Annotated in this window: 26 protein-coding genes and 1 tRNA gene; 15 read left to right on the top strand and 12 right to left on the bottom strand. The window is 66.5% G+C overall.

The genetic code is table 11. The features are described from left to right. Positions 1-243: 243 nt before the first annotated feature. The gene (gene mcpN / locus ACTJJX_RS25020; protein ID WP_003114783.1) at positions 244-1,839 is read left to right on the top strand and encodes a nitrate chemoreceptor McpN; all 1,596 of its coding nucleotides are present in this window, start codon (positions 244-246) and stop codon (positions 1,837-1,839) included. Positions 1,840-1,860: 21 nt separating this feature from the next. Here the strand turns inward: mcpN and ACTJJX_RS25015 are convergent, their stop codons facing one another. From ACTJJX_RS25015 to bamI, 6 genes are all read right to left on the bottom strand, one after another. After that, positions 1,861-3,099 carry a M20/M25/M40 family metallo-hydrolase gene (locus tag ACTJJX_RS25015; protein ID WP_016562046.1) on the bottom strand — a complete coding sequence of 413 codons (1,239 nt, stop codon included), beginning with the start codon at positions 3,097-3,099 and terminating at the stop codon, positions 1,861-1,863. A 66-nt stretch (positions 3,100-3,165) separates the two neighbouring features. Then, a complete protein-coding gene (locus tag ACTJJX_RS25010; RefSeq protein ID WP_003104034.1) occupies positions 3,166-3,633 on the bottom strand; it encodes a GAF domain-containing protein in 468 nt (155 codons plus the stop codon). A 114-nt stretch (positions 3,634-3,747) separates the two neighbouring features. Beyond that, positions 3,748-3,966, bottom strand: a complete 219-nt coding sequence (locus tag ACTJJX_RS25005; RefSeq protein WP_003108924.1) for a helix-turn-helix domain-containing protein — start codon at positions 3,964-3,966, stop codon at positions 3,748-3,750. 8 nt (positions 3,967-3,974) lie between these two features. Next, positions 3,975-4,532, bottom strand: coding sequence for a DUF2975 domain-containing protein (locus ACTJJX_RS25000; RefSeq protein WP_003090849.1), 558 nt, complete (start codon positions 4,530-4,532; stop codon positions 3,975-3,977). Between the two features lie 171 nt (positions 4,533-4,703). Further along, a complete protein-coding gene (gene mep72, locus ACTJJX_RS24995) occupies positions 4,704-6,503 on the bottom strand; it encodes a metalloendopeptidase Mep72 (protein ID WP_003143758.1) in 1,800 nt (599 codons plus the stop codon). Between the two features lie 77 nt (positions 6,504-6,580). Continuing rightward, positions 6,581-7,240: a biofilm-associated metzincin protease inhibitor BamI gene (bamI, locus tag ACTJJX_RS24990; protein ID WP_003124476.1), complete on the bottom strand. Its 660-nt coding sequence runs from the start codon at positions 7,238-7,240 to the stop codon at positions 6,581-6,583. A gap of 154 nt (positions 7,241-7,394) precedes the next feature. Between bamI and ACTJJX_RS24985 the strand changes: the two genes are divergently transcribed. Further along, positions 7,395-8,003 (top strand): flavodoxin family protein, encoded by a 609-nt coding sequence (locus ACTJJX_RS24985; RefSeq protein WP_003107215.1) that lies wholly within the window; start codon positions 7,395-7,397, stop codon positions 8,001-8,003. Positions 8,004-8,056: 53 nt separating this feature from the next. Here the strand turns inward: ACTJJX_RS24985 and ACTJJX_RS24980 are convergent, their stop codons facing one another. Continuing rightward, entirely contained in the window at positions 8,057-8,401 is a 345-nt protein-coding gene (locus tag ACTJJX_RS24980) for a helix-turn-helix domain-containing protein (RefSeq protein ID WP_003115217.1), read from the bottom strand. Between the two features lie 407 nt (positions 8,402-8,808). Here ACTJJX_RS24980 and ACTJJX_RS24975 point away from each other — a divergent pair, with 407 nt between their 5' ends. The 3 genes from ACTJJX_RS24975 (at position 8,809) to ACTJJX_RS24965 (ending at position 11,207) form a co-directional block, all read left to right on the top strand. Further along, complete coding sequence (locus ACTJJX_RS24975) at positions 8,809-9,207, top strand: PA2779 family protein (RefSeq protein WP_003090843.1); 399 nt, start codon at positions 8,809-8,811, stop codon at positions 9,205-9,207. 32 nt (positions 9,208-9,239) lie between these two features. Then, positions 9,240-10,169 (top strand): PA2778 family cysteine peptidase, encoded by a 930-nt coding sequence (locus ACTJJX_RS24970; RefSeq protein WP_003162463.1) that lies wholly within the window; start codon positions 9,240-9,242, stop codon positions 10,167-10,169. An 81-nt stretch (positions 10,170-10,250) separates the two neighbouring features. Continuing rightward, positions 10,251-11,207: a formate/nitrite transporter family protein gene (locus ACTJJX_RS24965; protein ID WP_003115216.1), complete on the top strand. Its 957-nt coding sequence runs from the start codon at positions 10,251-10,253 to the stop codon at positions 11,205-11,207. A 50-nt stretch (positions 11,208-11,257) separates the two neighbouring features. Here ACTJJX_RS24965 and ACTJJX_RS24960 read toward each other — a convergent pair whose 3' ends face one another. Continuing rightward, positions 11,258-12,541, bottom strand: coding sequence for an NAD(P)/FAD-dependent oxidoreductase (locus tag ACTJJX_RS24960; protein ID WP_015649031.1), 1,284 nt, complete (start codon positions 12,539-12,541; stop codon positions 11,258-11,260). Positions 12,542-12,724: 183 nt separating this feature from the next. Here ACTJJX_RS24960 and ACTJJX_RS24955 point away from each other — a divergent pair. From ACTJJX_RS24955 to ACTJJX_RS24940, 4 genes are all read left to right on the top strand, one after another. After that, positions 12,725-12,801: transfer RNA gene (locus tag ACTJJX_RS24955), tRNA-Val, on the top strand. Positions 12,802-12,992: 191 nt separating this feature from the next. Beyond that, complete coding sequence (gene tsi4 / locus ACTJJX_RS24950; protein ID WP_003099162.1) at positions 12,993-13,430, top strand: type VI secretion system immunity protein Tsi4; 438 nt, start codon at positions 12,993-12,995, stop codon at positions 13,428-13,430. 4 nt (positions 13,431-13,434) lie between these two features. After that, entirely contained in the window at positions 13,435-14,022 is a 588-nt protein-coding gene (tse4, locus tag ACTJJX_RS24945; RefSeq protein ID WP_003099160.1) for a type IV secretion system toxin Tse4, read from the top strand. A gap of 198 nt (positions 14,023-14,220) precedes the next feature. Next, positions 14,221-14,742: a hypothetical protein gene (locus ACTJJX_RS24940; RefSeq protein WP_003119901.1), complete on the top strand. Its 522-nt coding sequence runs from the start codon at positions 14,221-14,223 to the stop codon at positions 14,740-14,742. Positions 14,743-14,834: 92 nt separating this feature from the next. Here ACTJJX_RS24940 and ACTJJX_RS24935 read toward each other — a convergent pair whose 3' ends face one another. Beyond that, complete coding sequence (locus tag ACTJJX_RS24935; RefSeq protein WP_003099153.1) at positions 14,835-15,005, bottom strand: hypothetical protein; 171 nt, start codon at positions 15,003-15,005, stop codon at positions 14,835-14,837. Positions 15,006-15,268: 263 nt separating this feature from the next. On the opposite strand from ACTJJX_RS24935, the gene ACTJJX_RS24930 reads away from it, so the two are divergent. Then, positions 15,269-15,490 carry a hypothetical protein gene (locus tag ACTJJX_RS24930; protein WP_003114427.1) on the top strand — a complete coding sequence of 74 codons (222 nt, stop codon included), beginning with the start codon at positions 15,269-15,271 and terminating at the stop codon, positions 15,488-15,490. A gap of 6 nt (positions 15,491-15,496) precedes the next feature. Here the strand turns inward: ACTJJX_RS24930 and ACTJJX_RS24925 are convergent, their stop codons facing one another. After that, positions 15,497-16,522: a diguanylate cyclase gene (locus ACTJJX_RS24925; protein WP_014602753.1), complete on the bottom strand. Its 1,026-nt coding sequence runs from the start codon at positions 16,520-16,522 to the stop codon at positions 15,497-15,499. Positions 16,523-16,852: 330 nt separating this feature from the next. Between ACTJJX_RS24925 and ACTJJX_RS24920 the strand changes: the two genes are divergently transcribed. From ACTJJX_RS24920 to ACTJJX_RS24910, 3 genes are all read left to right on the top strand, one after another. After that, a complete protein-coding gene (locus ACTJJX_RS24920) occupies positions 16,853-17,092 on the top strand; it encodes a hypothetical protein (protein WP_003099145.1) in 240 nt (79 codons plus the stop codon). 101 nt (positions 17,093-17,193) lie between these two features. Continuing rightward, positions 17,194-17,973, top strand: a complete 780-nt coding sequence (locus ACTJJX_RS24915; protein WP_016852708.1) for a PhzF family phenazine biosynthesis protein — start codon at positions 17,194-17,196, stop codon at positions 17,971-17,973. A gap of 21 nt (positions 17,974-17,994) precedes the next feature. Beyond that, entirely contained in the window at positions 17,995-18,405 is a 411-nt protein-coding gene (locus ACTJJX_RS24910) for a nucleotide triphosphate diphosphatase NUDT15 (RefSeq protein ID WP_016852709.1), read from the top strand. A 150-nt stretch (positions 18,406-18,555) separates the two neighbouring features. On the opposite strand, the gene ACTJJX_RS24905 is transcribed toward ACTJJX_RS24910, so the two are convergent. After that, entirely contained in the window at positions 18,556-19,038 is a 483-nt protein-coding gene (locus ACTJJX_RS24905) for a DUF6632 domain-containing protein (RefSeq protein WP_003114422.1), read from the bottom strand. Between the two features lie 5 nt (positions 19,039-19,043). Further along, positions 19,044-20,012 carry an enoyl-CoA hydratase/isomerase family protein gene (locus ACTJJX_RS24900; protein ID WP_003114421.1) on the bottom strand — a complete coding sequence of 323 codons (969 nt, stop codon included), beginning with the start codon at positions 20,010-20,012 and terminating at the stop codon, positions 19,044-19,046. Positions 20,013-20,099: 87 nt separating this feature from the next. Between ACTJJX_RS24900 and ACTJJX_RS24895 the strand changes: the two genes are divergently transcribed. Both ACTJJX_RS24895 and ACTJJX_RS24890 read left to right on the top strand, forming a co-directional pair. Next, the gene (locus tag ACTJJX_RS24895) at positions 20,100-20,681 is read left to right on the top strand and encodes a TetR/AcrR family transcriptional regulator (RefSeq protein WP_016852710.1); all 582 of its coding nucleotides are present in this window, start codon (positions 20,100-20,102) and stop codon (positions 20,679-20,681) included. Between the two features lie 341 nt (positions 20,682-21,022). Then, positions 21,023-21,922 (top strand): Dyp-type peroxidase, encoded by a 900-nt coding sequence (locus ACTJJX_RS24890; RefSeq protein WP_003119903.1) that lies wholly within the window; start codon positions 21,023-21,025, stop codon positions 21,920-21,922. Positions 21,923-21,956: the final 34 nt, after the last annotated feature.

Here is a 21,956-nt window from a genome sequence, read left to right as displayed (position 1 = left end):
GCGGGCGTCCTTGCGGGTTGGGTTCCATGACGTCTCCGGCGCGGCGTGCCGGGTACCTGCCAGAGTTTACAGGGCGCGTCCCGATGCCGCAGCGGCAAACTGTCTTCAGGCCTTGTCCGCCGGGGGCCACGCCCTGGAGAGGGAGGCGCTCGGGGATGGAGTCGGCGAAGTGCCGATTCAAGCCCAGGCGCGACGGGCCGATGGGGTGGTTATCGGTTTCTGTAGTCCAGTGGGGAAAAACCAATGAACGAAAGCGTCGCCAGGGTGTTCGATCGGATTCTACGGGGGCTCGGGTTGAAGACCCTGAACGCCCAGTTCCTGCTGTCCTATGCACTGATGTTCGGCCTGGCCGCCTGCGCCTCGGTGGCGTTGTACCTGAGCATGTCGATCTCGCCGGAAACCATCAACGTGGCCGGCGCGCAGCGCATGCTCAGCCAGAAGATGGCCCGCGAGGCGCTGCAATTGCGACTCGGCGCCGGCGACCCAAAGGCCCTGGCCGCGACCATCGCCCAGTACGAACGCTCGGCCGCCGATCTGGATGCGGGCAATGCCGAGCGCAACGTGAGCCGGATGGGCGCGCCGGAGATCGCCGCCCAGCGGCAGAAGGTGGCGCAGATCTGGGGCCGCTACCGGGCCATGCTCGACCAGGTGGCACAGCCTGCCAGCCAGGTCGATCTGCGCGGCTTCTCGCAGTATTCCACCGAGCTGTTGGGCGAGCTGAACAACCTGGTCTCGCTGATGAGCGCGCGCGCCGACAGTGTCCAGCACACCCAGATGTGGATCGCCTTCGGTTGCCTGTTGGCGATCCTGGTGCTGGTGGTGCTCGGCCGGCAGTTCGGCCTGGCGCCGCTGATGCGGCAGTTGCGTGGGTTGGAAGTGGCGCTGACCGAGGTCGGCGCGGCGAACTTCACCCATGCCCTGGCGGCGGGCCATGCGGACAACGAGATCGGCCGCATCGTCGCTGGCTACGAGCGGATGCGCCAGGACGTCAGCGGTTTGCTGGCGAACGTCAAGCGCAGCGCGGCAGAGACCGACAAGGACGTGGCCGAGGCCCTGGAGCAGGCGCTCGGTGCCGGCGACCAGGTGGCGCGCCAGCACCAGGACCTGGACCAGGTGGCCACCGCGATGAACGAGATGAGCGCCACCGTGGCCGAGGTCGCCCGCCACGCCAACCATGCGGCGCACTCCACGCGCGACGCCGCGGCCCTGGCCCACGAGGGACGGCGTCTGGTGGAGCACGCCAGCAGCCAGACCGGTGCGTTGGCGGAGGAACTGGAGCAGACCGCCCTGGCGCTGAACACCCTGCACCAGCATGCGGGCAGTGTCGGCCAGGTGCTTACGGTGATCAGCAGCATCGCCGAGCAGACCAACCTGCTGGCGCTCAATGCCGCCATCGAGGCGGCGCGGGCCGGGGAGGCCGGGCGCGGCTTCGCCGTGGTGGCGGACGAAGTGCGTTCGCTGGCCAACCGTACCCAGCAGTCGACCCAGGAGATCCAGGGGTTGATCGAGCAGTTGCAGGACGGCGCCAACGATGCGGTCGCCGCCATGCGCGGTAGCGCCAGCCATGCCCAGAGCAACCTCGTCGAGGCCGACAGCGCGGCCCAGGCGCTGGGGCGCATCGTCGCCACGGTGGAAGAACTGGACGGCCTCAACCAGCAGATCGCGACCGCCGCCGAGGAACAGAGCCAGGTGGCCCAGGACATCGACCGCAACATCACCAACGTCTCCGGACTCTCCGAGCAGGCCCACGAAGGGACCGCCGCAGTGCTTTCGGCCAACCAGAGGGTCAAGGAACACATGGCTGGCTTGCGCGTGGTGCTCGGTCGCTTCCGTACCTGAGGCTGGCTGCGGGCGTCGGCGCTAGTCGGCGGACAGCTCGCGGATCAGCGCCACCGTCAGGTACAGGCGGGGGGCGATGCTGGATAGTTCGAGGTATTCCGCCTCGCTGTGCAGGCCGGCGCCGACCACGCCGAGGGTTTCCAGCACCGCCGGTTTGTCGCTGCCGGGCACGTAGGCGTAGCCGGCGTCCGTGCCGAAGCGCATGGCGATCGGCTCGATGCGCTTGCCGATTCGGCCGTAGAGCGTCTGTGCGGTTTCCGCCAGGCGCTGCGAGGCGGGGTTCTTCACCAGAGGCGGACGACCCTTGTCGAGACGCAGACTGACTTCGGTATCGGCGACCAGGCGTTCGCCGGTCAGCTTCCGGGCGTCGGCCAGTACCCGCTCGCTCTCGGCCGGGTCCGAGTAGCGCATGTCGGCTTCCGCCGAAGCCTCGGCGGGAATGATGTTGCGCTTCTCGCCGCCCCTGGCGAGGGTCCAGTTCAGCGTGGTGCCTTTCGCCGGATCGCCGAGGTCCTTGAGACGCAGCAACTGGTGCGACAGTTCGAGAATGGCGTTGCGGCCTTGCTCGGGTGCCGAGCCGGCATGGGACGAGCGACCCTTCACCTCGAGCAGCAGGCCGTCGATGCCATTGGTGGCTACCGTCACTGCGTCCCGGTCCGGCGGCTCGTAGGAGAAGACGTAGTCCTGCTGCCGGGCCAGCTCGGCGATCAGTTGCTTCGAGCCGGCGGAGCCGGTCTCTTCGTCGGGATTGAACAGCACGGTGATCCGTCCGTAGTCCCTGAAGCCTTGCTGCCTGAGCAGCGCCAGGGCATGCAGCACCACCGCCACGCCGCCCTTGGCGTCGGCCACGCCGGGTCCGTAGGCGCGCTCCGCGTCCTCGCGGAACGGACGCTTCGCCGCGCTGCCGGCGGCGAACACGGTGTCGTAGTGAATCATCAGCAGGAAGCGCTTGCTGCCGGTGCCATCGAGGGTGGCCACCAGGTTGTCGCCGGCCGAGGGCGTCGCCGGTGCGCTGCGGACTTGCGCGCCGAGCGCCTGCAGGCGTTCGGCGAGCAGCGCGGACAACTGGCCGAGGCCTTCGGCCTGGCCGGTACCGCTGTCCACCGCGACCAGTTGCCGGAGCGTGTCGAGGTAGGCCGGGCGTTCGGCTTCGGCCTGGCGCAGCAGTTCGGCGGCTGGCGTGTCGGCAGCGAAGGCGGCGGGCGAAAGCAGGAAGGCGAGGGCGAACGGCAAGAGGCGGGGCAGGCGGCGGGCGTGCACGGAAGGTCCTCGTCTGGCGGGCGGAGGCGGCGCGGTTGTGCGCCGCGGTATCCGATTGACCTTAGGTCATGAGACGGTTTCCGCCAGCAGCGCCTCGACCTTGCGCCGCAATTCTTCCAGCAGGGCTCGTTCCTCGGCCGAATAGTCGCGCGGTCGGCTGTCGAGTACGCAGACGGTGCCGTACGGGGTGCCGTCGGGCGCATGAACCGGATAGCCAAGGTAGTTGCTCAGGCCGAACTCGACTTCATCCTCGTTGCCGGCCCATTCCGTCTCCTGGCGCGAGTCGCGCACGTGCAACGGGGCGTCGCGGTCGACCACGCGTTCGCAGTAGAGGGGTTTGGCGCCGTCTTCATGGACGCTCTTGCGGCCTTCGGCGCCGATCGGGTAGGTGTCCTCCAGGCGTCCGGCGGAGGCCTCGACGCGCATGTGCCGGGGCAGGGAACGCATGATCAGCACCGACGGCACGTCGAGCCGGCGGGCCAGTGCGTCGATATCCCGGCGCAGGGATTCGAATCGTTCGGAGGATTTCGCCATGCCCGGCCTCGCCCATGTCTGGTGGATGAACCGCGACTGTAGCGGCGAAAGGGGGCTTGGCCTAAATACCCTTTGGTGCGCTCCCCCTCGCTCGAGCGCATAAGCGCCCGGCTGTCACTCCTCGGTCGGGCCGGGCAGGTACTCCAGCAGGTCTCCCGGCTGGCACGCCAGGTAGGCGCAGATGGCCTCCAGGGTAGCGAGGCGAATGCCCTTTACCTTGCCCTGCTTGAGCAGCGACAGGTTCTGTTCGGTGATGCCGATGGCCTGGGCCAGGTCCTTGGACCTGGCCTTGCGCAGGGCGAGCATGACGTCCAGCCTGATTTCGATGGGCATGGCGGACCTCAGACGAACTGGCGGTTTTCCTCGGCGAGCAGGGCGGCCTTGCGCTGGATGCGCGCGATCACCATCACCGAGGCGGCGGCGAACAGGCTGACCAGTTCCGCCGAACCGAAGCTGAGACTGACGATGCGTTGCCCCTGGGGTTGGAGGAAGGTGACCCAGACCGTCAGCAGCGGTTCCAGCAGGAAGTTCGCCAGCACCCAGCAAGCCAGGCACAGGCCGACCTTGCCGAGCAGCGCCGCGGCGTCTTCGCAGAAATACTCGCCGCGCCCGTAGTGCTGGAACAGCCTTCGCAGCGCCTGCAGCCCACTGGCCAGGACCAGCAGCGGCAGGCTCGACAGGAGGATGCCGCCGAGGGCCTGCCAGAGCGGCATGTCCCGCGCCACAACGCCGAGGTCGCCGGCGACACCGGTGGCGGTGAGAGCGAAACCGAGGCCGTGCTCGCTGGCAAGGTCGGGGAAGATCCAGCACGCGGCGTTGAGCAGCAGCATGCCGGCGATCAACAGCAGGGTCAGGGTAGCCATCAGGCGGCTGTAGCCGGCCAGGCGGTCGCTTGTCATCGGGGGTACTCCTGGGAAGGTGGGCAGGCCCCTCGGAAACGAGGGAAACCGAAGTGATCATAGTTTAATAATAAATTATCGTAAAACGATAATTTCAAGATCGCTGCATCCGGCCTGGAGCGCTCCGCAAAATCCCCCCCGTGCCTGCCGGGGGCACGGAGGGGAAGCGTCCTACTTCTGCAGCAACTGGACGTTGTCGATGAACATCGACTCCTGCTGGTTACCGCTGAGGATCATCAGTTCAGCACGCTTGATCGGCCCCTTCGGCAATTGCACCTGGCCGCGCAGGCTGGCCCAGCGGCCATTCTCGACCACCTTGTAGCCCAGGGGCAGGTATTCGCCGGGCCGACCCTGGCTTTCCAGGTAGAGGTAGGCATAGGTCATGGCCTGCGAGCCGCGACCGTCGCCGACCCGCACGTCCGCGCTGAACGCGTAGGTCCGGCCTGCTTCCAGGTTGCCCAGCAGGCTGGTGCTCGCGCCGGTGCCGGCGTAGCGCCGCTGGTAGGCTTCCAGGGCCAGCCGCCCGGCGCTGGCGACGCGCGTGGCGCGGGTGCTGGCATGCACACCGCTCCAGCCGCCGATGCCGCTCTCGAAGTCGTAGGCGATGCGTTTCGGCGCCGGCGGTACGCTCGGCGGCGCGGACTGGGCTTCCTGCAGGTTCATCTCGTCGACCAGCAGGCTGGCGCCGCTGTCGCTCCAGACCGCCACGTAGAGGTTGCGCTGGTCGGCGGCGGGACGGTAGTCGAAGGTCTTCTCCAGGCGACTGAACTCGTTGCCGCTGACCGACAGTTCGACGCTCTGCGCCGGGTTGTAGGCCAGGGCGCCATCGGCGCGTTCGCTGAGCAGCGCCATGCGCACGGTTTCACGGGTATTGGCGGCCTTGAGCATGACCTTGCCGCTCAGCCGGTAGCCGCTGCCGGCGCGCAGGGGGGCAATGGGGCGGACCAGCAGATCGAAGCCACGCACGTCGACCAGCAAGGCATTGTCGCGGCAGCCCTTGGCGACGTTCACCAGGCTCAGCTGGGCGTTGCCGGACCATGCGCGCCAGCCTTCCATGCTGGCGAACTCGCCATCGCCGAGCAGGCCGCCGAGCTTGGCTTTCGTGCACCATGGCAGGTCCGGCGGGGTCGGCGTGTCGCCGCCGGAGCCCGGGTTGACCGTGCCGGGTACCTTGGTCGGGCGAAAGTCGGCGATCTGCGTGGCCATGCTGTTCAGCGCGCGTACGGCGTCGGCGTGTTCTTCGCGACCGCAGGGCTGGTTGGCGCATTCGGCGTTGACCAGGCGCGGGTTGGCGAAGAACGGTGCCTGCTTGTTGGTGCCGAAGGCATGCGGGTAGGCCATCACGGTGGCGAAGCGCCCCTGCACGCCGTAGCCGCGGCTCCATTCGTAGGTGCCGCTGTGGGCGTAGCGCGGATCGTAGTAGCTGGACTCCAGGTCCTGCTCGTAGGAGTGGCGCAGGCCCATGTTGTGGCCGGCTTCATGGGCGAAGGTGTTGAGCCCGCAGTCGACCCCGGTGAGGTTGTAGGCAATGTCCTTGGCGTTGCCGTGGAAGCGCCCGCTGTTCTTATCGCCCGAGCCCATGTAGCCGATGCCGCAGGTGATGTAGCCGTTGCCGCTGTTCTGCGAGCGGTTGACCAGGCTGACCAGGTCGGCGCCGTACTGCTCGCGCAGGCGCTGCACCTGCGGGTCGCGCATGAAGCGATCGAGGTTGGTGCCGGTCACCGTCGGGTAGTCGGCCCAGTCCAGGCGCTGCTTGTGCACCAGACGCAGGCGCAGGTTGACGCCGCTCTTCTCGTAGGCGGTGTTGGCGAACTCGATGTAGCTGGCGATCCGCGCATCGATGTCGCGGCCATTTGCGGTCTGGGTCGCCGCGGGGGTGTAGAGGACCATGATGTCGACGGTCTTCGGCGCGGCCTGGGCGGCAGAGGCTACCGCCAGGGCTAGGGTGGAGCAGAGCAGGGATTTCTTCATGGGTTGCCTGTGTTCGGACAATAGGAAGCCATGGCGCCCCGAGGGCACCGCTGGGGAAACATGCTGGGAAGGTGGGCTCAGCCCTGGGCGGGCGGCGGCATCGGTGGCAGCTCGGCGAGCGGCGCGTCGACATGATCGCCATGCGGGTCGCTACGCGCGGCGATGTCGTTCTCGTCGATCACCCGGGTCTTGCCGCTGCGGTTGTCGACGATGATCGAGTAGCTGCCGTCGAGGGTGGCGACATTGATGTGGGTTTCCAGGCTGCCGCGCACCACGGTCAGGCTTTCCGCCTCGTCGCCGTCCACCAGGCCGCCGCGCCAGACCGGCAGGCCGGCGCTGTTATGGGTGCTGGCGAGGCGTGCCTGCAAGGGCCGCTCGCGACCCGGCAGGCTCATTTCCAGCACCTGGCCGAGCGCCAGCGTGTCGAGCAGGGCGGGTTCGACCTGCGCCAGGTATTCGGGAATGCCCTGGGCGCCTTCGCGGCTGCGCAGTTCGCCTTGCCAGAGCGTCACCCGCTCGCGTGGCGCGGGCGTCGTGACGGGGGTCGGGGCGAGCATGCGGGTAGCGTCCGCCGCCGGCGCCGCGAGCGCCGCTGTCGGGGCGGCGGCTGCCTGGGCGGCGGGGGACTGGCGGGCCTGCGGCGATGCCTCGGGCGGAGCCGGGTCGAGCAGCCAGCCGCCGATCAGCGCACCGCCGATGGCGGCGGCCGAGGCTGCGTAGATCCATGTCTTGGCCACGTTGTTTCTCCTCTGAGTGAACGTGGCGCGGAGTCTAGGAAGAAGCCTCTCCCAGCGTGGCGGCAACCGTTCACATTTGCGCCAGGCCGCGCGCCGGCGTGACGAAACTGCGAATCAGGCCGGAGCGCTGCGGGCGCCAGGTCACGTGCGCTCTGTGCGCTGCGGCAAGGCTGGCGTTCGGCCGCCATGCTGTTCGCGGCGGAAGGCTTCGGCGCACCTGGCCGTCCTCGCGCTTGAAGAACTGGACGAAGTTGCTCGGCTCGTCGAAGCCGATGCCATCGTCTACGGCAGCCCCACCTATATGGGCGGACCGGCCTGGCAGTTCAAGAAGTTCGCCGATGCCACCTCAAAGCCCTGGTTCGTCCAGCTGGCTTCGCTGACGCCTCGCGCCGGCTATGGGGTGTCGTCATCCCGGCCGACGGTGGCATGTTCGCTCATCTCCAGGCAACCCGGTACGGCCTCTAGCCGCGCCGGGGCCTCAGCCTCGCGCCAGTTGCAGGAGACGGGCGCGCTCCTGCATCAGCGGCCGGCAACTGCGGATGCCTTCGACGATGCTGTAGAGGCTTTCGATCTGCTGCTGGCTGAGGCTGTTGTTCTGGGCCCAGCCGAGCAACTGCAGCCAGGTCCAGCGGGCGATGGTCTCGCTCTGCGTCTCGGCCTTCCTGCGGTCGTCCCCGTCGCTCTGTCCGACCAGGGTCTCCACCAGCCCCGAGGCGCACAACGGCAGCAGCTCCCGGTACTGCTCCGGGTGCGTGTCGCGTAGGCGACGCAGGGCCATTATGGCGGTGGTTATCGAGTCTGAATCCAAGCTTTTGTTCACAGTTCACTCCTTGTGCGTACAGGCTGGCGGCTGGTTGATCCCTGGGCCGCGAGCAACTGTTCGATGAAACGCGTCAGCTCTTTCTTGAACTCGGGTGTCAGGCTGGACACCTTGAGGATGAGCTCGGCCAGCTCGTCCTCGGGGCAATAGAGGTAGGCCATGGGGACCTGGAGGACCATGGCCAGCTGTTCGGAAGTCCGCATGTTGGGGGAGTGCCGTTCGCGTTCGTATTGGTTCATCCGTGCGCTGGCGGAAAACTCGTCCATTCCCACCAGCATGCCCAACTGTTTCTGCGAGTATCCCGCTCTGATTCTTGCGGCTTTTAGCCGGGTACCTAGCATCCATACAACTCCCGTCCCGTTGGCCCGCTCGCTCAAGGTTGGGCAAATCTGGACAAGATGGAAGCTCAGGAATCCTTAGTTTTCGCCGTGCCGGAGGCTCTGTCGTCCGGGGCGGCGCGCGGTTTCGACGCCGTGTACGAGGCTGCGGCGGGGATATGCGTCGATGTCGCCGAGATCGCGCATGCTCCGGTTTTCTCGCGGCGAGCCGGAGTATATGCGAATTGCATAAAGGCGGACGCCGTTTCGTCGCCTGGGGGCGGCGGGTCGTCGTCTCGCCAGAGGGGCGGGCATCGGCGCCGAGGCGGCGGAAAACGGCGATCGGGACGATACTCAGGAAAGGTGGGCGTTGCGGAACCAAGCCTCGCCTTCCAAGACTAATAGCCGGGTTTCACGCAGAGGTCATTCCCATGAGAACAACAACAAGCATCCGCCGTGTCGCTGCCGTCCTGGCAGCGCTGCACCTGCTCACCTTCGCCGAGGTTCCGCTCGCCCAGGCAGCGATGATCGGTACTGCGGAAGTCATGCAGCAACAACAGCACAACCTCGATCGCCAGCAACTGCTGAAGATGCTCGACGACCAGGGCGTCCAGAAGAAGCTGGAGGCCATGGGCGTGCCCCGCGACCAGGTGGCGAGTCGCATCAACAGCCTGACCAACGCCGAGCTGGCGCAGTTCAACCAGCAGCTGGACCAGGCGCCGGCGGGCGGCATCATCGGCATCATCGTGTTGTTCCTGGTGATCTTCATCATCACCGACATGCTTTGCGCCACGGATATCTTCAGCTTCATCAAATGCATCAATCGGTGAGGCGGCTGGCAGGGGCACTGCTGGTCTCCGCAATGCTCGGCGGCTGCGCGCAGCCGCCGAGACTGCCGCCGGAAAGCGCGGCGCTGCCCGCGCGGGTGGAGCTGCGCGAAGTGCCGTTCTTCCCCCAGGAAGCCTACCAGTGCGGTCCCGCCGCGCTGGCCACGATGCTCGGCCAGCGCGGCCTGGCGTTGACGCCGGGGCAATTGAAGGACGAGGTGTTCATTCCCGGTCGCGAGGGCAGCCTGCAATTGGAGATGGTCGCCGCGGCGCGCCGCCACGGCATGCTGGTCTATCCGCTGCAAGGCGGACTGGAGAGCGTGCTCGAGGAGGTCGCGGCGGGCAACCCGGTGCTGGTGTTACAGAACCAGGCTTTCTCCTGGTGGCCGCGCTGGCACTTCGCGGTGGTGGTCGGTTTCGATCGGGAGCGCCGCGAACTGGTGCTGCGCTCGGGCATCACCCGGCGCTGGGTTACCGACTTCACCAGCTTCGAGTCGACCTGGAAGCGTTCGGGGCGCTGGGCGGTGCTGACCCTGCCGGGTGACCGCCTGCCGGCCACGGCAGCGGCGGTCCCGTGGCTCAAGGCCGCCAGTGACAGCGAGGAAACCGGCCACCCCAAGGTTGCCCGGCGCGCCTACGAAGAAGCCGTGCGACGCTGGCCTGAGGACGCCTTCGCCTGGTTTGCCCTGGGCAACAGTCGCTACGCCGCAGGCGATTCCGCCGCTGCCGAACAGGCCATGCTCACCAGCGTCGAGCGTCGCGTGGATTTCGCCGCGGGTTGGTTCAACCTGTCCCAGTTGCTGGCGGAACGCGGTTGCGCGGCGCCGGCGCGCCAGGCGCAGGCCTGCGCGCGGGCATTGCAGCCTGGGGAAGCCCGCTTCGCTGCGGCCTTGCCGCAGGCCGTCGCACCCGCGGCTCGGTGCGCCGAGCTGCCGGCCTGTCCCGTTGGCGCACCGCCCCGCTGAGGCGGCGGAGCCGAAGGTTGTCGGAACCTCGTTCCAGCGAGACGGCTCTATACCTGGGAGGACCCCACTCAGGTGCAGAACATGGCCAACGACAAGCGGACTTCGCCCCCCACCCCCCGGCAACCGGCCAAGGGCGGTGCGGCGGGCAAGCGCCAGGGGCATGCGGCGGAGGGCACGCGCAAGCCGCGTGCGCGCGGCGAGGAGCGGAAAGAGAAACCGGCCGACGGACGTTCGGCCACGGCGCTGACCGCCAACGAGCGGCGGGAGATCGACGACAAGCAGCCACCGCGCGCCGCTGTCCTGCACGAGGTGATTCGCGTCCAGGGCGAACACGAGTTGCAGCGCACGCTGGCGGCACTCTGGTGGTCGGCGGTGGCCGCGGGGCTGACCATCGGCCTCTCGTTGATGGGCATGGGCCTGTTCCGCGCTGCCTTGCCCGAGCAGGAGTGGGCGATCATCGTCAGCAGCTTCGGCTATCCCATGGGCTTCCTGGCAGTGATCCTCGCCCGCCAGCAACTGTTCACCGAAAACACCCTGACCGCCGTGTTGCCGGTGATGACCGAGCCGACCCTGGAAAAGGCCTGGCAACTGTTGCGTCTCTGGAGCGTGGTGCTGTTCGGCAATATCGTCGGTACGCTGCTGTTCGCCTGGGCGGTGCTGCATCTGCCGATATTCAATGAAGCGGCCGACGCGGCGTTCCTTGAGATCGGCCGCGAGGTGATGCACAACGACCTGGCGCAAATGTTCGCCAAGGGCATCGTTTCCGGCTGGATGATCGCCACCATGGTCTGGCTGATCCCGGCGGCGGAGGGCGCGAAGATCTGGATCATCGCGATGGTCACCTACCTGATGGCGCTGGGCAGCTTCACCCACATCGTGGTGGGCTCGGCGGAGGTAGGCTACCTGGCGTTCGCCGGGGAAATCGGCTGGGCCGAGTTCCTGCTGAAGTTCGCCCTGCCTACCCTGGGCGGCAACATCGTCGGCGGTAGCCTGATCTTCGCCCTGATCAGTCATGCGCAGATCCGTAGCGAAGGTTGAGGCGCGGATGGAAAAAACGGCACCCCGGGGTGCCGTTCTGTCGACGCGGACTAGATCCCGAGCTTGTCGCGCAGGCTGTAGTACCAGGCGCCGATGGCGGTGAACGGTACGCGGAACAGCTTGCCGCCGGGGAAGGGGTAGTGCGGCAGGCCGGCGAAAGCGTCGAAGCGCTCGGCCTGGCCGCGCAGGGCTTCGGCCAGGACCTTGCCGGCGACGTGGGTGTAGGTCACGCCGTGGCCGCTGCAACCCTGGGAATAGTAGATGTTGTCGCCGATGCGGCCGACCTGGGGCAGGCGCGAGAGGGTCAGCAGGAAGTTGCCGGTCCAGGCGAAGTCGATCTTCACGTCCTTCAGTTGCGGGAAGGTCTTGAGCATCTTCGGCCGGATGATCGCCTCGATGTCCGCCGGATCGCGAGCGCCATAGATCACGCCGCCACCATAGATCAGGCGCTTGTCGCCGGAGAGGCGATAGTAGTCGAGCAGGTAATTGCAGTCTTCCACGCAGTAGTCCTGCGGCAGCAGGCTGTGGGCCAGTTCCTCGTTCAGCGGCTCGGTGGTGATCACCTGGGTGCCGCAGGGCATCGACTTGGCCGCCAGTTCCGGGACCAGGCCGTTGAGGTAGGCGTTACCGGCGACCACGATGAACTTCGCCTTCACCTTGCCTTGCGGGGTATGCACCACCGGGCTGGCGCCGCGCTCGATGCGGGTCGCCGGGCTCTGCTCGTAGATTCTGCCGCCGAGCGACTCCACCGCCGCCGCTTCGCCGAGGGCGAGGTTCAGCGGATGGATGTGGCCGCCGCTCATGTCAAGCATGCCACCTATATAGTTGTCGGTCGCCACCACCTCGCGGATGCGCTTGGCGTCCATGATCTCCAACTGGTTGTGGCCGTAGCGTTCCCACAACTGTTTCTGCGCGCGCAGGTGATCCATCTGCTTCTCGGTGAAGGCGGCGAACACCCCGCCGTCCTTCAGGTCGCATTGGATACCGTAGCGGGCCACGCGCTCGCGGATGATGCGCCCGCCTTCGAAGGCCATCTCGCCGAGCAACTGCGCTTCGCGCTTGCCGACGGTGCGCTCGATCACGTCGATGTCGCGGCTGTAGCTGTTGACGATCTGGCCGCCGTTGCGCCCGGAAGCGCCGAAGCCGACCTTGGCGGCTTCCAGTACGGTGACCTTGAAACCATTCTCCAACAGGAACAGGGCGGTGGAGAGGCCGGTATAGCCGGCACCGATCACGCAGACGTCGGTTTCGACCTCGCCCTGGAGTTCCGGGCGGGGCGGCGCGGGATTGGCCGACGCGGCGTAATAGGAGGAGGGGTAGGGGGTGTGCGGCATCTTGCACCTCTGTTTTTTATTTTTTACGGATGCCCGGATGCTACCCGAGTCGAAATCGGCCGGCTAGCCTCCGTGCAAAATTTTCAACGGACCCCCAGAAAATAAAAATTCCACTTTTTCAGAGAGTTAGCGAAAAAAAAGCTTGACGGTGTTTTTGGGGTCTGTAGAATGCGCGCCATCAGCAGGCACGTAGCTCAGTTGGTTAGAGCACCACCTTGACATGGTGGGGGTCGTTGGTTCGAATCCAATCGTGCCTACCAAACAAATCCCGCGCTGCTGGCGGGGCAAGAAAGGCGATCCGAAAGGGTCGCCTTTTTTCGTTTGCGCCCCGAAAAAGGCCGCTCGGCCCGTGCTCGCCTGGGCTCGCGCTTCATCGCATAGCCGCTATTGACAGCGGGGGCGGTCTTTTCCGACCCTAGCGCCTTCACGGATGATTCAGGCGACAAGGCTCATGACGACCTCTTCCGGTTCGCGTATCGGCGGACTTCTTCACGCTTCCCTTTTTTCCCTGCTCGGACTCGGTCTCCTGCTCGCCGGCGGTTTCAAGACCGTCGAGCGGTACCATTTCCTGCGTACTGCGCAGGAAGCCCAGGGGACGGTCAGCGCCTTGAATGCCGGCGGTTCGCATCCGCAGATCGATTTCACCAGCGTTTCCGGCGAGCGGATTTCCTATCCCCAGGGCGGCTTCATCTTCGGCTACCAGGTGGGCGAGCCGGTTCGCGTCCTCTACGAGGCTGGGCGGCCGGCGGCCAGCGCGATAGTCGACGATGCCGGCGCGCTCTGGGGAACCAGCGCTTTCCTCTGCGGCTTCGGCGCACTCTTCGGTATTGTCGGGTTCAGGGGATTGCTGGGCCTGCGTTCTTCCCAACCGACCTCAAAAGGACATTGAAGTCATGTCGCAACTTCCCATTCCCTTGCCCCTCAACGAGAGTCGCTGGCGCTACGTGACGGCCAGTGGCGGAGGCATGACCGTGGCCTTCCTAGCGGGTAGCGGCGGCTCCATCACGTTGCTCTCGCCGGAGGGTGAGAACGTGTCCTTCCGCTATGGCGGGGTGGGCGGCGGGATCGGACTGGGCATGCGCCTGCCGCGCTTCGGCAAGGTCAACCTCAATGTCAAGGGCAAGAGCGTTGGCGGGGCCGGTGCGCTGGAGGCGTTGCCGAGCACCGGAACCGTCTTGGTCGCGGACGGCCTGGTGGGGCGCGACCTGTCCCGCGGCGACTTCACCGGGCCCTGCATGTACGTCGAACTCGGCGCGGGAGTCATCGCCGGCGGTTCGGGCACGGCGATCCTCTTCGGCCTCGATCCCAAGCTGCTGGCGGCGGTGGCGCTGGCGAGCGCCTCGCCATTGACCGCCGCGCTGGGCGCCAGCATGTCGCGGCAATTACTGCAATCGTCCCGTGGCGCCCTGTTGATGGCCGGGGTCAACGTCGGTGCACAGTTCGGCGGCGGCGCGGCGGCTTACCTGGGGGCGTTGTTCTGATGCAGGAGGGCGATCCGGGAGGATCGCCCTTTTTACCTTGCGCAGGCGTGCGGCGGCCAGGGCTCCGTTGAGTTCCATGGCCAGCGGGGCGGTGGCGGAAATCGTTACCGGCGCGGGGAACGGTCGTCGGAGATTCCGAACCGGCATGGATCGGTTCTTTCCAAACAAGCCCATCCACTCGTTCGAGGTGTCGTGCTTGTGTCCAGGTTGATCATGCCCGGAGGGCCGTTGTCGCAAGAATCCGATGTCCGGATCTTCTGTTCAGCCAAGGAGCGGCTGGACTTCTACCGGCGGGAAATCCACTACGAGACGGGCCAGCTATCCAGTCGGACCAACGCCTACCTGACGGCGCAGTCGTTCCTCGTCATCGCCTATGCCTCGTCGATGGCCAACCTGAACCCGGCCTGGGGCGAGCTGTTCACCCTGGTAGTGCCGGCGCTCCTGGCACTGCTCGGGATCGTCAATTCCCTGCATGCCTGGCCGGGCATCCAGGCATCCTCGGAGATCATCTGCCACTGGCAGTTCAAGCAGTCCTGCCTGTTGCACAGCGATCCGGAGATCGGCCTGGCCTACGATGATTCGCCATTGTTCAGCGAACGCGAGGTCAACCGCGGCAGCTTCGAGAAAACCTTGCTGTTCTCGCGACGCGTGCCGTTCCTGTTCGCCGGCTTCTGGTGTGCGCTGGGCGTGTTTTCGCTCTGGTTGCAACTGGCCGGTTAGCGCTGGTGGCCCATCGCTTCGGCAAGGCTTGGCGTTGGCGGAGGCTTGCCGGCTCGATAGGCGGGCGCCGTCGGATCCGGGAACGCCCGGCGTCAGGGCGCTGCCTGCTCGCAGAGATCGTTGCCGAGGAGGCGCGCGCCCAGGCCGCGAAGCAGGTAGGTCTCGACATGGCTGCCGTCCGGGCAGTCGACTCGGTAGCCGAGCGCCAGGCCGGCAGAGAGAAGAACGAACAGGAACAGGCCGATATGTTGCAGTTTGCTCATGGTGTTTTCTACGAAAGAGGCTTGAGGGCGCAGGCGCTGCGCCGGGCGATTCTAGTGCAATGAGGCAGGGGGAGGAGCCGATTTGCATGCCTAAGCGTTCTACATGGTCCAGGGCGCCCAGCGATTCGACAGTCGCCCTGCGCCGATCGACGGCGAGCCGGAGCGAATCCGGCTGCAACTGCGTCTGTACCTGGGTTGAGCCGTTGACGGGCGCTGTCGCTGCCTTTATAAGACCGCCTCACGCAGCCGGCAGGCAGTCGAAGATGAGCGACGAAGACGATATTCACGAACCCGAACACGATCACCTGCTGGATAACGATTACCTCGAGGACGAGCGTGACGAAGATACGTTCGGCGCGCTCGACGAGCCCGATGCCTGCGGAACCGGCAGGCGACGTTCCTGCGAATATTGCGACGCGGTCCAGGTGCCAGTCGATAGCGAGGGTTTCTCTATCTGCGCCGATTGCGCAGGGCTGGAGGACTAGCCCTGGTCAGACGCTGACCACCCGGTTGCGTCCGGCACGCTTGGCGTCGTACAGCGCGGCATCCGCCCGGGCGAGTGCCTGTTCCGGTTCTTCGCCGCTGCCGGCCAGGGTACAGCCGGCACTGATGGTCACCGGCACGGACGTGCCGGCACAGTCGATCGGGGTCGCTTCCATCAGTTCGCGGATGCGATTGGCGATCATGGTCAGTTCCGTGGTCTCGCGGACCCGGACCATCGCCACGAACTCCTCGCCGCCGAAACGCGCCAGGAGATCTTCCGGCCGCAGCGCCGCGCGCAGTCGCGAAGCCGCCTCGCGGAGGACGCTGTCGCCGGCCCGGTGCCCCAGGGTGTCGTTGATACGTTTGAAATGGTCGATATCGCTGTAGATGATGCCGATGCGCTGGTCGCTGGCCCGCGCCAACTCCAGTTCATGCTGGTGCAGCGCGTGGAAGCCGGCCCGGTTCCACAATTGGGTGAGGGGGTCGAGCAGTGACTTGCGCTGCTCCCGGTCGATCTCCTGGCGCAGGAAGCGGGTGTGCTCGGTGAGGCTGCGTAGCTGGAGATATCCTTCGGCCAGGATCGACAGTCGATTGAGCTGGCGTCCTTCCCGGAGATTCAGCAGCCGCGGGCTCGGGTCGATCAGGCAGAGTGTGCCGATGGCCTGGCCATTGCTGGCGTGCAGGGGCTCGCCGGCGTAGAAGCGGATGAAGGGCGGCCCGGTGACCAGCGGATTGTCGTGAAAACGCGGATCCCTGGAGGCGTCCGTCACCATCAGCGGTTCGCTGGCCAGGATGGCGTGGCCGCAAAAGGACAGGTCGCGCGGCGTCTGTTCGGCATCCAGGCCGATACGGGCCTTGAACCATTGGCGGTCGTGGTCGATCAGACTGATCAGCACGGTCTTCACCCCGAAGGTTTCCCGCGCCAGTTCCACCAGGGCGTCCAGGTAGTGTTCGGCGGGGGTGTCGACCAGCGCCATGTCGTCCAGGGCCTGCTGGCGCAGGGCTTCGTCGGGAGGGAGGGGGCAGGCGAGCATACTGGATCCTGATCACGGTGGAGACTTTCGGTATAGCTGCCGGACAGGCTGAAGGCCAGCCTGGCGTCCGCAGTCGGCGCAAGGGTGAAGAGGGCAAAAAAATCCCGGCCGCGTGGAGCAGGCCGGGAAAGGATCCAGGGATGTACAGCGCCCACAGCTTATGTCGGCGGCGGTTTCGATGAAGCTGCCGGATCTGGTAGGCGCGATTTTCGCGTCGATGTGTGACCCGCTTCGCCGACTATCCTGGCAAGTGGGGTCGCGAACCAATAGGATTTGCGGGTTTTATTCAATCTGGGTGAATGCGTGCAGGAAATCTACTCTGAAGAACAGATGCGCAAGGCGCTGGGCCTTGCCGAAACACGACCGAAAAAGGCCCGGACCGAGGCTAGCCAGCCGGTCCGCTACACCATCGTCGAACTGAGCGTGCGCAAGGACGGGGCGGGATTGCCGCTGCGTTTCGAGCATCGCTCGCGCTCCATCAGCAAGGTCACCGCGCAACTGGAGGCGGAGAAGGAAGCCAAGCGCCAGGGTTACCAGGTCTGGGCGCTGCTGGATATCCGGCAGATCTGAGCGAGGCGCCTGCGCTGGCGCAACCGCGCGGGGGTGCGGCATTGTCCTGGTCGAGGTCCGGCTGCTAAGGTGCGCAGCCCATCGACACAGGAGTCCGGAACATGGAGCTGACGATCTTCCAGGTCGACGCATTCGCCGACAGTCCCTTCCAGGGCAATCCGGCGGCGGTCTGCCCCCTCGATGCCTGGCTGGACGACGAGCGCCTGCAGGCCATCGCGGAAGAGAACAATCTTTCGGAAACCGCCTTTGTCGTCGGCCGCGACGGCGACTATCAATTGCGCTGGTTCACGCCGCAGGTCGAGGTGGACCTGTGCGGTCATGCGACCCTGGCGACGGCCTGGGTACTGATCCACAAGCTCGACGACGCTTCCCCGGTACTGCGTTTCGCTACCCGTAGCGGTGAGCTGAGCGTGCGGCGCGAGGGCGACTCGCTGGCGATGGACTTCCCGGCCAAGCGTCCGGAGCCTTGCGCGACACCGGACGGACTGCTGGAGGCGCTGGGTATTGCCGAGGCGGAAGTGCTGAAGACCGACGATTACCTCGTGGTGGTCGACGACGAAAAGACGATCGCCGCCCTGGCGCCTGACTTCGCCCGGCTGAAGGGCTTGCCGTGCCGCGGGGTGGCGGTGACCGCGCGCAGCCAGCGCTTCGATTTCGTCTCGCGCTGGTTCGGGCCCAACGTCGGCGTCAACGAAGACCCGGTGACCGGTTCCGCGCATACTTCCCTGGCGCCGTACTGGGCGCAGCGCCTGGGCAAGACCCGGCTGAGCGCCGAGCAGGGCGGGGCGCGCAAGGGGCGCCTGGAATGCGACGTGCGCGGCGAGCGGGTGGTCATCTCCGGCAAGGCGGCGTTGTACATGAGCGGTACGCTCCATCTCTGATCCCGAAGCAGGAGTACGACGATGCCGGCACCGCAGGTAGGCGTGGGCGTCCTGATCTTGCGGGACGGCAAGGTGTTGCTGGGGCGCCGCAAGGGCAGTCATGGCGCTGGCTGCTGGTCGGCGCCCGGCGGCCATCTCGAGTTCGGCGAGGTGGTGGAGGACTGCGCCCTGCGCGAAGCCCTGGAAGAGACCGGCCTGGCGCTGAGCGAACTGCGCCACGGCCCGTTCAGCAATGACGTCTTCGAGGGGCGCCACTACCTCACCGCGTTCATCCTGGCCGGTTGCGCGGAGGATGCCGAGGCGCGCCTCATGGAGCCGGACAAGTGCGACGGCTGGGCCTGGTTCGATTGGGCCGATCTGCCGGAACCGCTGTTCGCGCCCCTGGCGAGCCTGCGCCGGCGGGGCTATTCGCCCTTCGACCCGAAGCGCTGAGCGACAGGCAAAAAAAATCCCGACCGCGGGGGAGCTGGTCGGGAAATACCCTTGGGGTTCGCACACACCGTGAGCATAGGCCAGTCCGCAACGGCATCAAGAGGAGCCTGTTCGAACTGCTAGGCCCCTTTGGGGGCCGTTCCACTGTCGTCACTTCCGCTCGACGGCGAGCGAAGGGGCTGCCCGCTTGCGTTGCGGTATCCAGAACAGCATCAGCGGCAGCAGCGAGGCCCAGCCCAGCAGGACATCGCCGGCCAGGTGGATGTGTTCGCCGGGCATCAACAGTCCCTGCAGGAACATCAGGCCGAAGTGCGCGGCATTGGCCGCCACGGTGAAGTCGATGAACAGCCGGTGGCGGAAGGGCTGGCTGGCGGCGCGCCAGAGGAATGCGCCCCAGACCAGGTAGATCGTCGAGATCATCAGCTCATAGTGCTGTCCGCCGCCTTGCTGGTCGCCCCAGCGAACCAGGCGGAGCAGCAGGCGCCCGGCGTCGGAGTCGAGCAGCGACTGGTCGAGCCGCAGGAGCAGCGTGGCCAGGGCCAGGCCGAAGAACAGCAGGAAGCCGCCGGCCATCAGGCGAATGCTCAGGGTCAGCCAAGGCGTGGCGGAAACCGGGGAAGGGGAGGCAGTCATGCAGATCACCTGTAGGCCATGTCGATGGCGTTGCCTTCGGTCAGGTCGTCAAAATCCGCACGGCGGAAAGGGCGCTCTTCCCGGGTGATGGTGCGCACCCGTTCGATGTATTCGCGCATGGCGCGGCGGGTATTGCCCTGGGAGGCGGCGGAGAGGAAGCCGGCCTTTTCGCTGGCCATGCCCTCCGTCCAGTCGCGGGAAGCCGCCTGGTAGATCGAACGCTTGATCAGGCGCACCGCTTGCGGTGAGCGCCGGGACAGGCGTTGCGCCAGCGCGTCGGCGGCTTCCAGTAGCTCCTCCGCTGGCGCCAGCCCGTTGACCAGGCCCAGCGCAAGGGCCTGGCGCGGCTCCAGCAGTTGCCCTTCCAGGCACAGCTCCAGGGCCCTGGCTACGCCCAGGCTGCGCGCCAGCATCTGGGTGCCGCCGCCTCCCGGTATCAGGCCGATGAGTACTTCCGGCTGGCCGAGGAAGCGTTCCACCTGGTCGTCCTCGGCCATCAGGCGCAGGTCGCAGGCCAGCGCCAGCTCGCAGCCGCCGCCCAGGGCCAGGCCGTTGATCGCGGCGATGAACACCTTGTCCATGCGGCGCATGTGCGCGGTGACCTCATGGAACAGGTTCATGTCGGCGACGCCTGCCAGCAGGGTGCGCCGCAGCAGCTTCCTCGCCCCAGGCAAGTGGCGCAGGAGGCTTTCGCTTTCCAGCAGCAGGCGTGTCAGCCAGGCCGGCATGGAAAAGGTGATGGGGGCGACGGCGCGCTCGATCTCGTCGACGTCGAAGTGGGTCAGGAAGACCCCGTCCGCCGCTCCGGAAAGGATGACGGCGCCGATGTCCTGGCGTTGCTCAAGGTCTTCCAGCAGGTCGGCCAGCTCCTGCATCACCGCCGTGGTGAGGAAGTTCGCCGGGGGATTGTCGAGCAGGACTTGCAGGACGCGTCCTCGTTGTTCTATGCGCAGGTGTCGCGGTGCTAGAGTCATTGCGGCTTCCTCATTGGATAACGAGCGTTATATAACGATCATTATCCAATGTGACGACATCGTCTCCCCAACCAACGGATAGTCGGCATGCGCTACAAACCGGAACAGAAACAGGCCACCCGCGCCCTGCTGTTGAGCAAGGCCGCTCCGCTGGTGAAGCGCCAGGGCTTCGCCAGCACCGGCCTGGACACCTTGATGAAGGCGGCTGGTCTTACCACCGGGGCGTTCTACTCGCAATTCTCCAGCAAGGCGGAGTTGCTCGAAGCGATCCTGCAGCGCGAGCTGAGCGCCCAGCACGATGCCTTTCCGCTGGACAGCCTGGAGCAACTGGCCGGCGCCACCCGTCTCTACCTCAGTCGCGGTCATGCGCAGCATGCCGACATGGGCTGCCCGATTCCGGCGCTGGCCGCCGAGGTGGGCCGGGCAGGGCCCGAGGTGCGGGAAACCTTCGAACGCGCCCTGGAACAGCGGCAACGGCGGCTGGCCGAACTGATGGGCGACGAGAACCGGGCCTGGGTGCTCACCTGCCTGTCGGTCGGCGCGGTGCTTCTCGCGCGTGCCCAGGCGAGCGAGGTGGCGCGCGACAAGGTCCTGGATGCGGCGCTGGAGCATGCGCTGGGCCTGCTTTCGGCGAGCGGAGCGGTTTCGCCGCAAGCGGACCGGAACTGATTGCACAACTGCAATGTTCGGCGTCTAGCGTCAGGCTTTCCCTCCGACAGGTAAGCCCATGAACGCCCATCATCTCGAACTCGCCAAGGCCCTGCTGGTGTTTGCCCTTGCCGTCGCCGGCCTGGTGGTCGGTCTCATGCCGATGGAGTTCTGAGCGACGCAGGTCCGACTTCGCGCTTTTCCCTCGTCTTCGAGTGGTCTCTGGCGTTGCACCGGTTTAGGATGCGCGGGTATTTCGGAGCCGCTTCGCTTGGCGTCGCCCGCCGCTGCGCTCCGAAACCGAGCATTGCTCGAACCAGAACGAGATCGAAGGTGCATCGCCACGAGCGGCGCACGGCCTGATGATAGATGGAGGCAACATGAGCGCGGCTCAGCCAGGCATTCTCACCCCGATTCCGGTGGTGGGTCGCTACCTGTTTTTCAGCATTTCCCAACCCGAGCAGGTGGCCGCGACCTTGGCCAGCCTGGCCGCGGCCACCGATGGTTACCAGCTGGTGGTGGGTATCGGCCATTCGCTGATGCTCAGCCTCGGCAAGACCGTCGAGGGCATGAAGGACTATCCGGTGCTCGCCGCGCCCGGCATCGACCTGCCGTCCACGCCCTCCGCGCTGTGGTGCTGGCTGCGCGGCGAGGATCGCGGCGAGGTGACGCTGCGCTCGCACGCGCTGGAACGGTCGCTGGCGCCGGCCTTCCAGCGGACCGGCGCGGTGGATGCGTTCCTCTACGGCGAGGACCGCGACCTGTCCGGCTACAAGGACGGCACCGAGAACCCCAAGGGCGATGCGGCGCTCGAAGCCGCGCTGGTCTCCGGGCGCGGTGCGGGCCTGGATGGCGGCAGTTTCGTTGCTGTCCAGCAGTGGCTGCATGACTTCGACCGGATGCAGGCGATCCCCGGCGAGGAGATGGACAACATCATCGGCCGCCGCAAGTCCGACGACGAAGAACTGGAAGACGCGCCGGCCTACGCCCACGTCAAGCGCACCGAGCAGGAAAGCTTCGAGCCCGCCGCGTTCCTCCTGCGGCGCGGCGCGCCCTGGTCCGACGAGCACCGCGCGGGGCTGTTGTTCGCCGCCTTCGGCCGCTCGTTCGAGGCCTTCGAGGTCCAGTGGCTACGGATGATCGGCGTGGAAGACGGGGTGCTCGATGGCCTGTTCCGTTTCACCCGGCCGATCAGCGGCAGCTACTTCTGGTGTCCGCCCATGGCCGACGGCCGCCTCGACCTGTCCGCCCTCGGCCTCTGAGCCCGCCGCGGCAGCAGGCCAGGCCTGCTGCCGC

The organism is Pseudomonas sp. 22490, from assembly GCF_052044465.1.
In the GTDB taxonomy this organism is placed as follows: domain Bacteria; phylum Pseudomonadota; class Gammaproteobacteria; order Pseudomonadales; family Pseudomonadaceae; genus Pseudomonas; species Pseudomonas aeruginosa.
The sequence above is the reverse complement of the archived record's forward strand: the minus strand, read 5'-3'. Positions and strand labels throughout refer to the sequence as shown.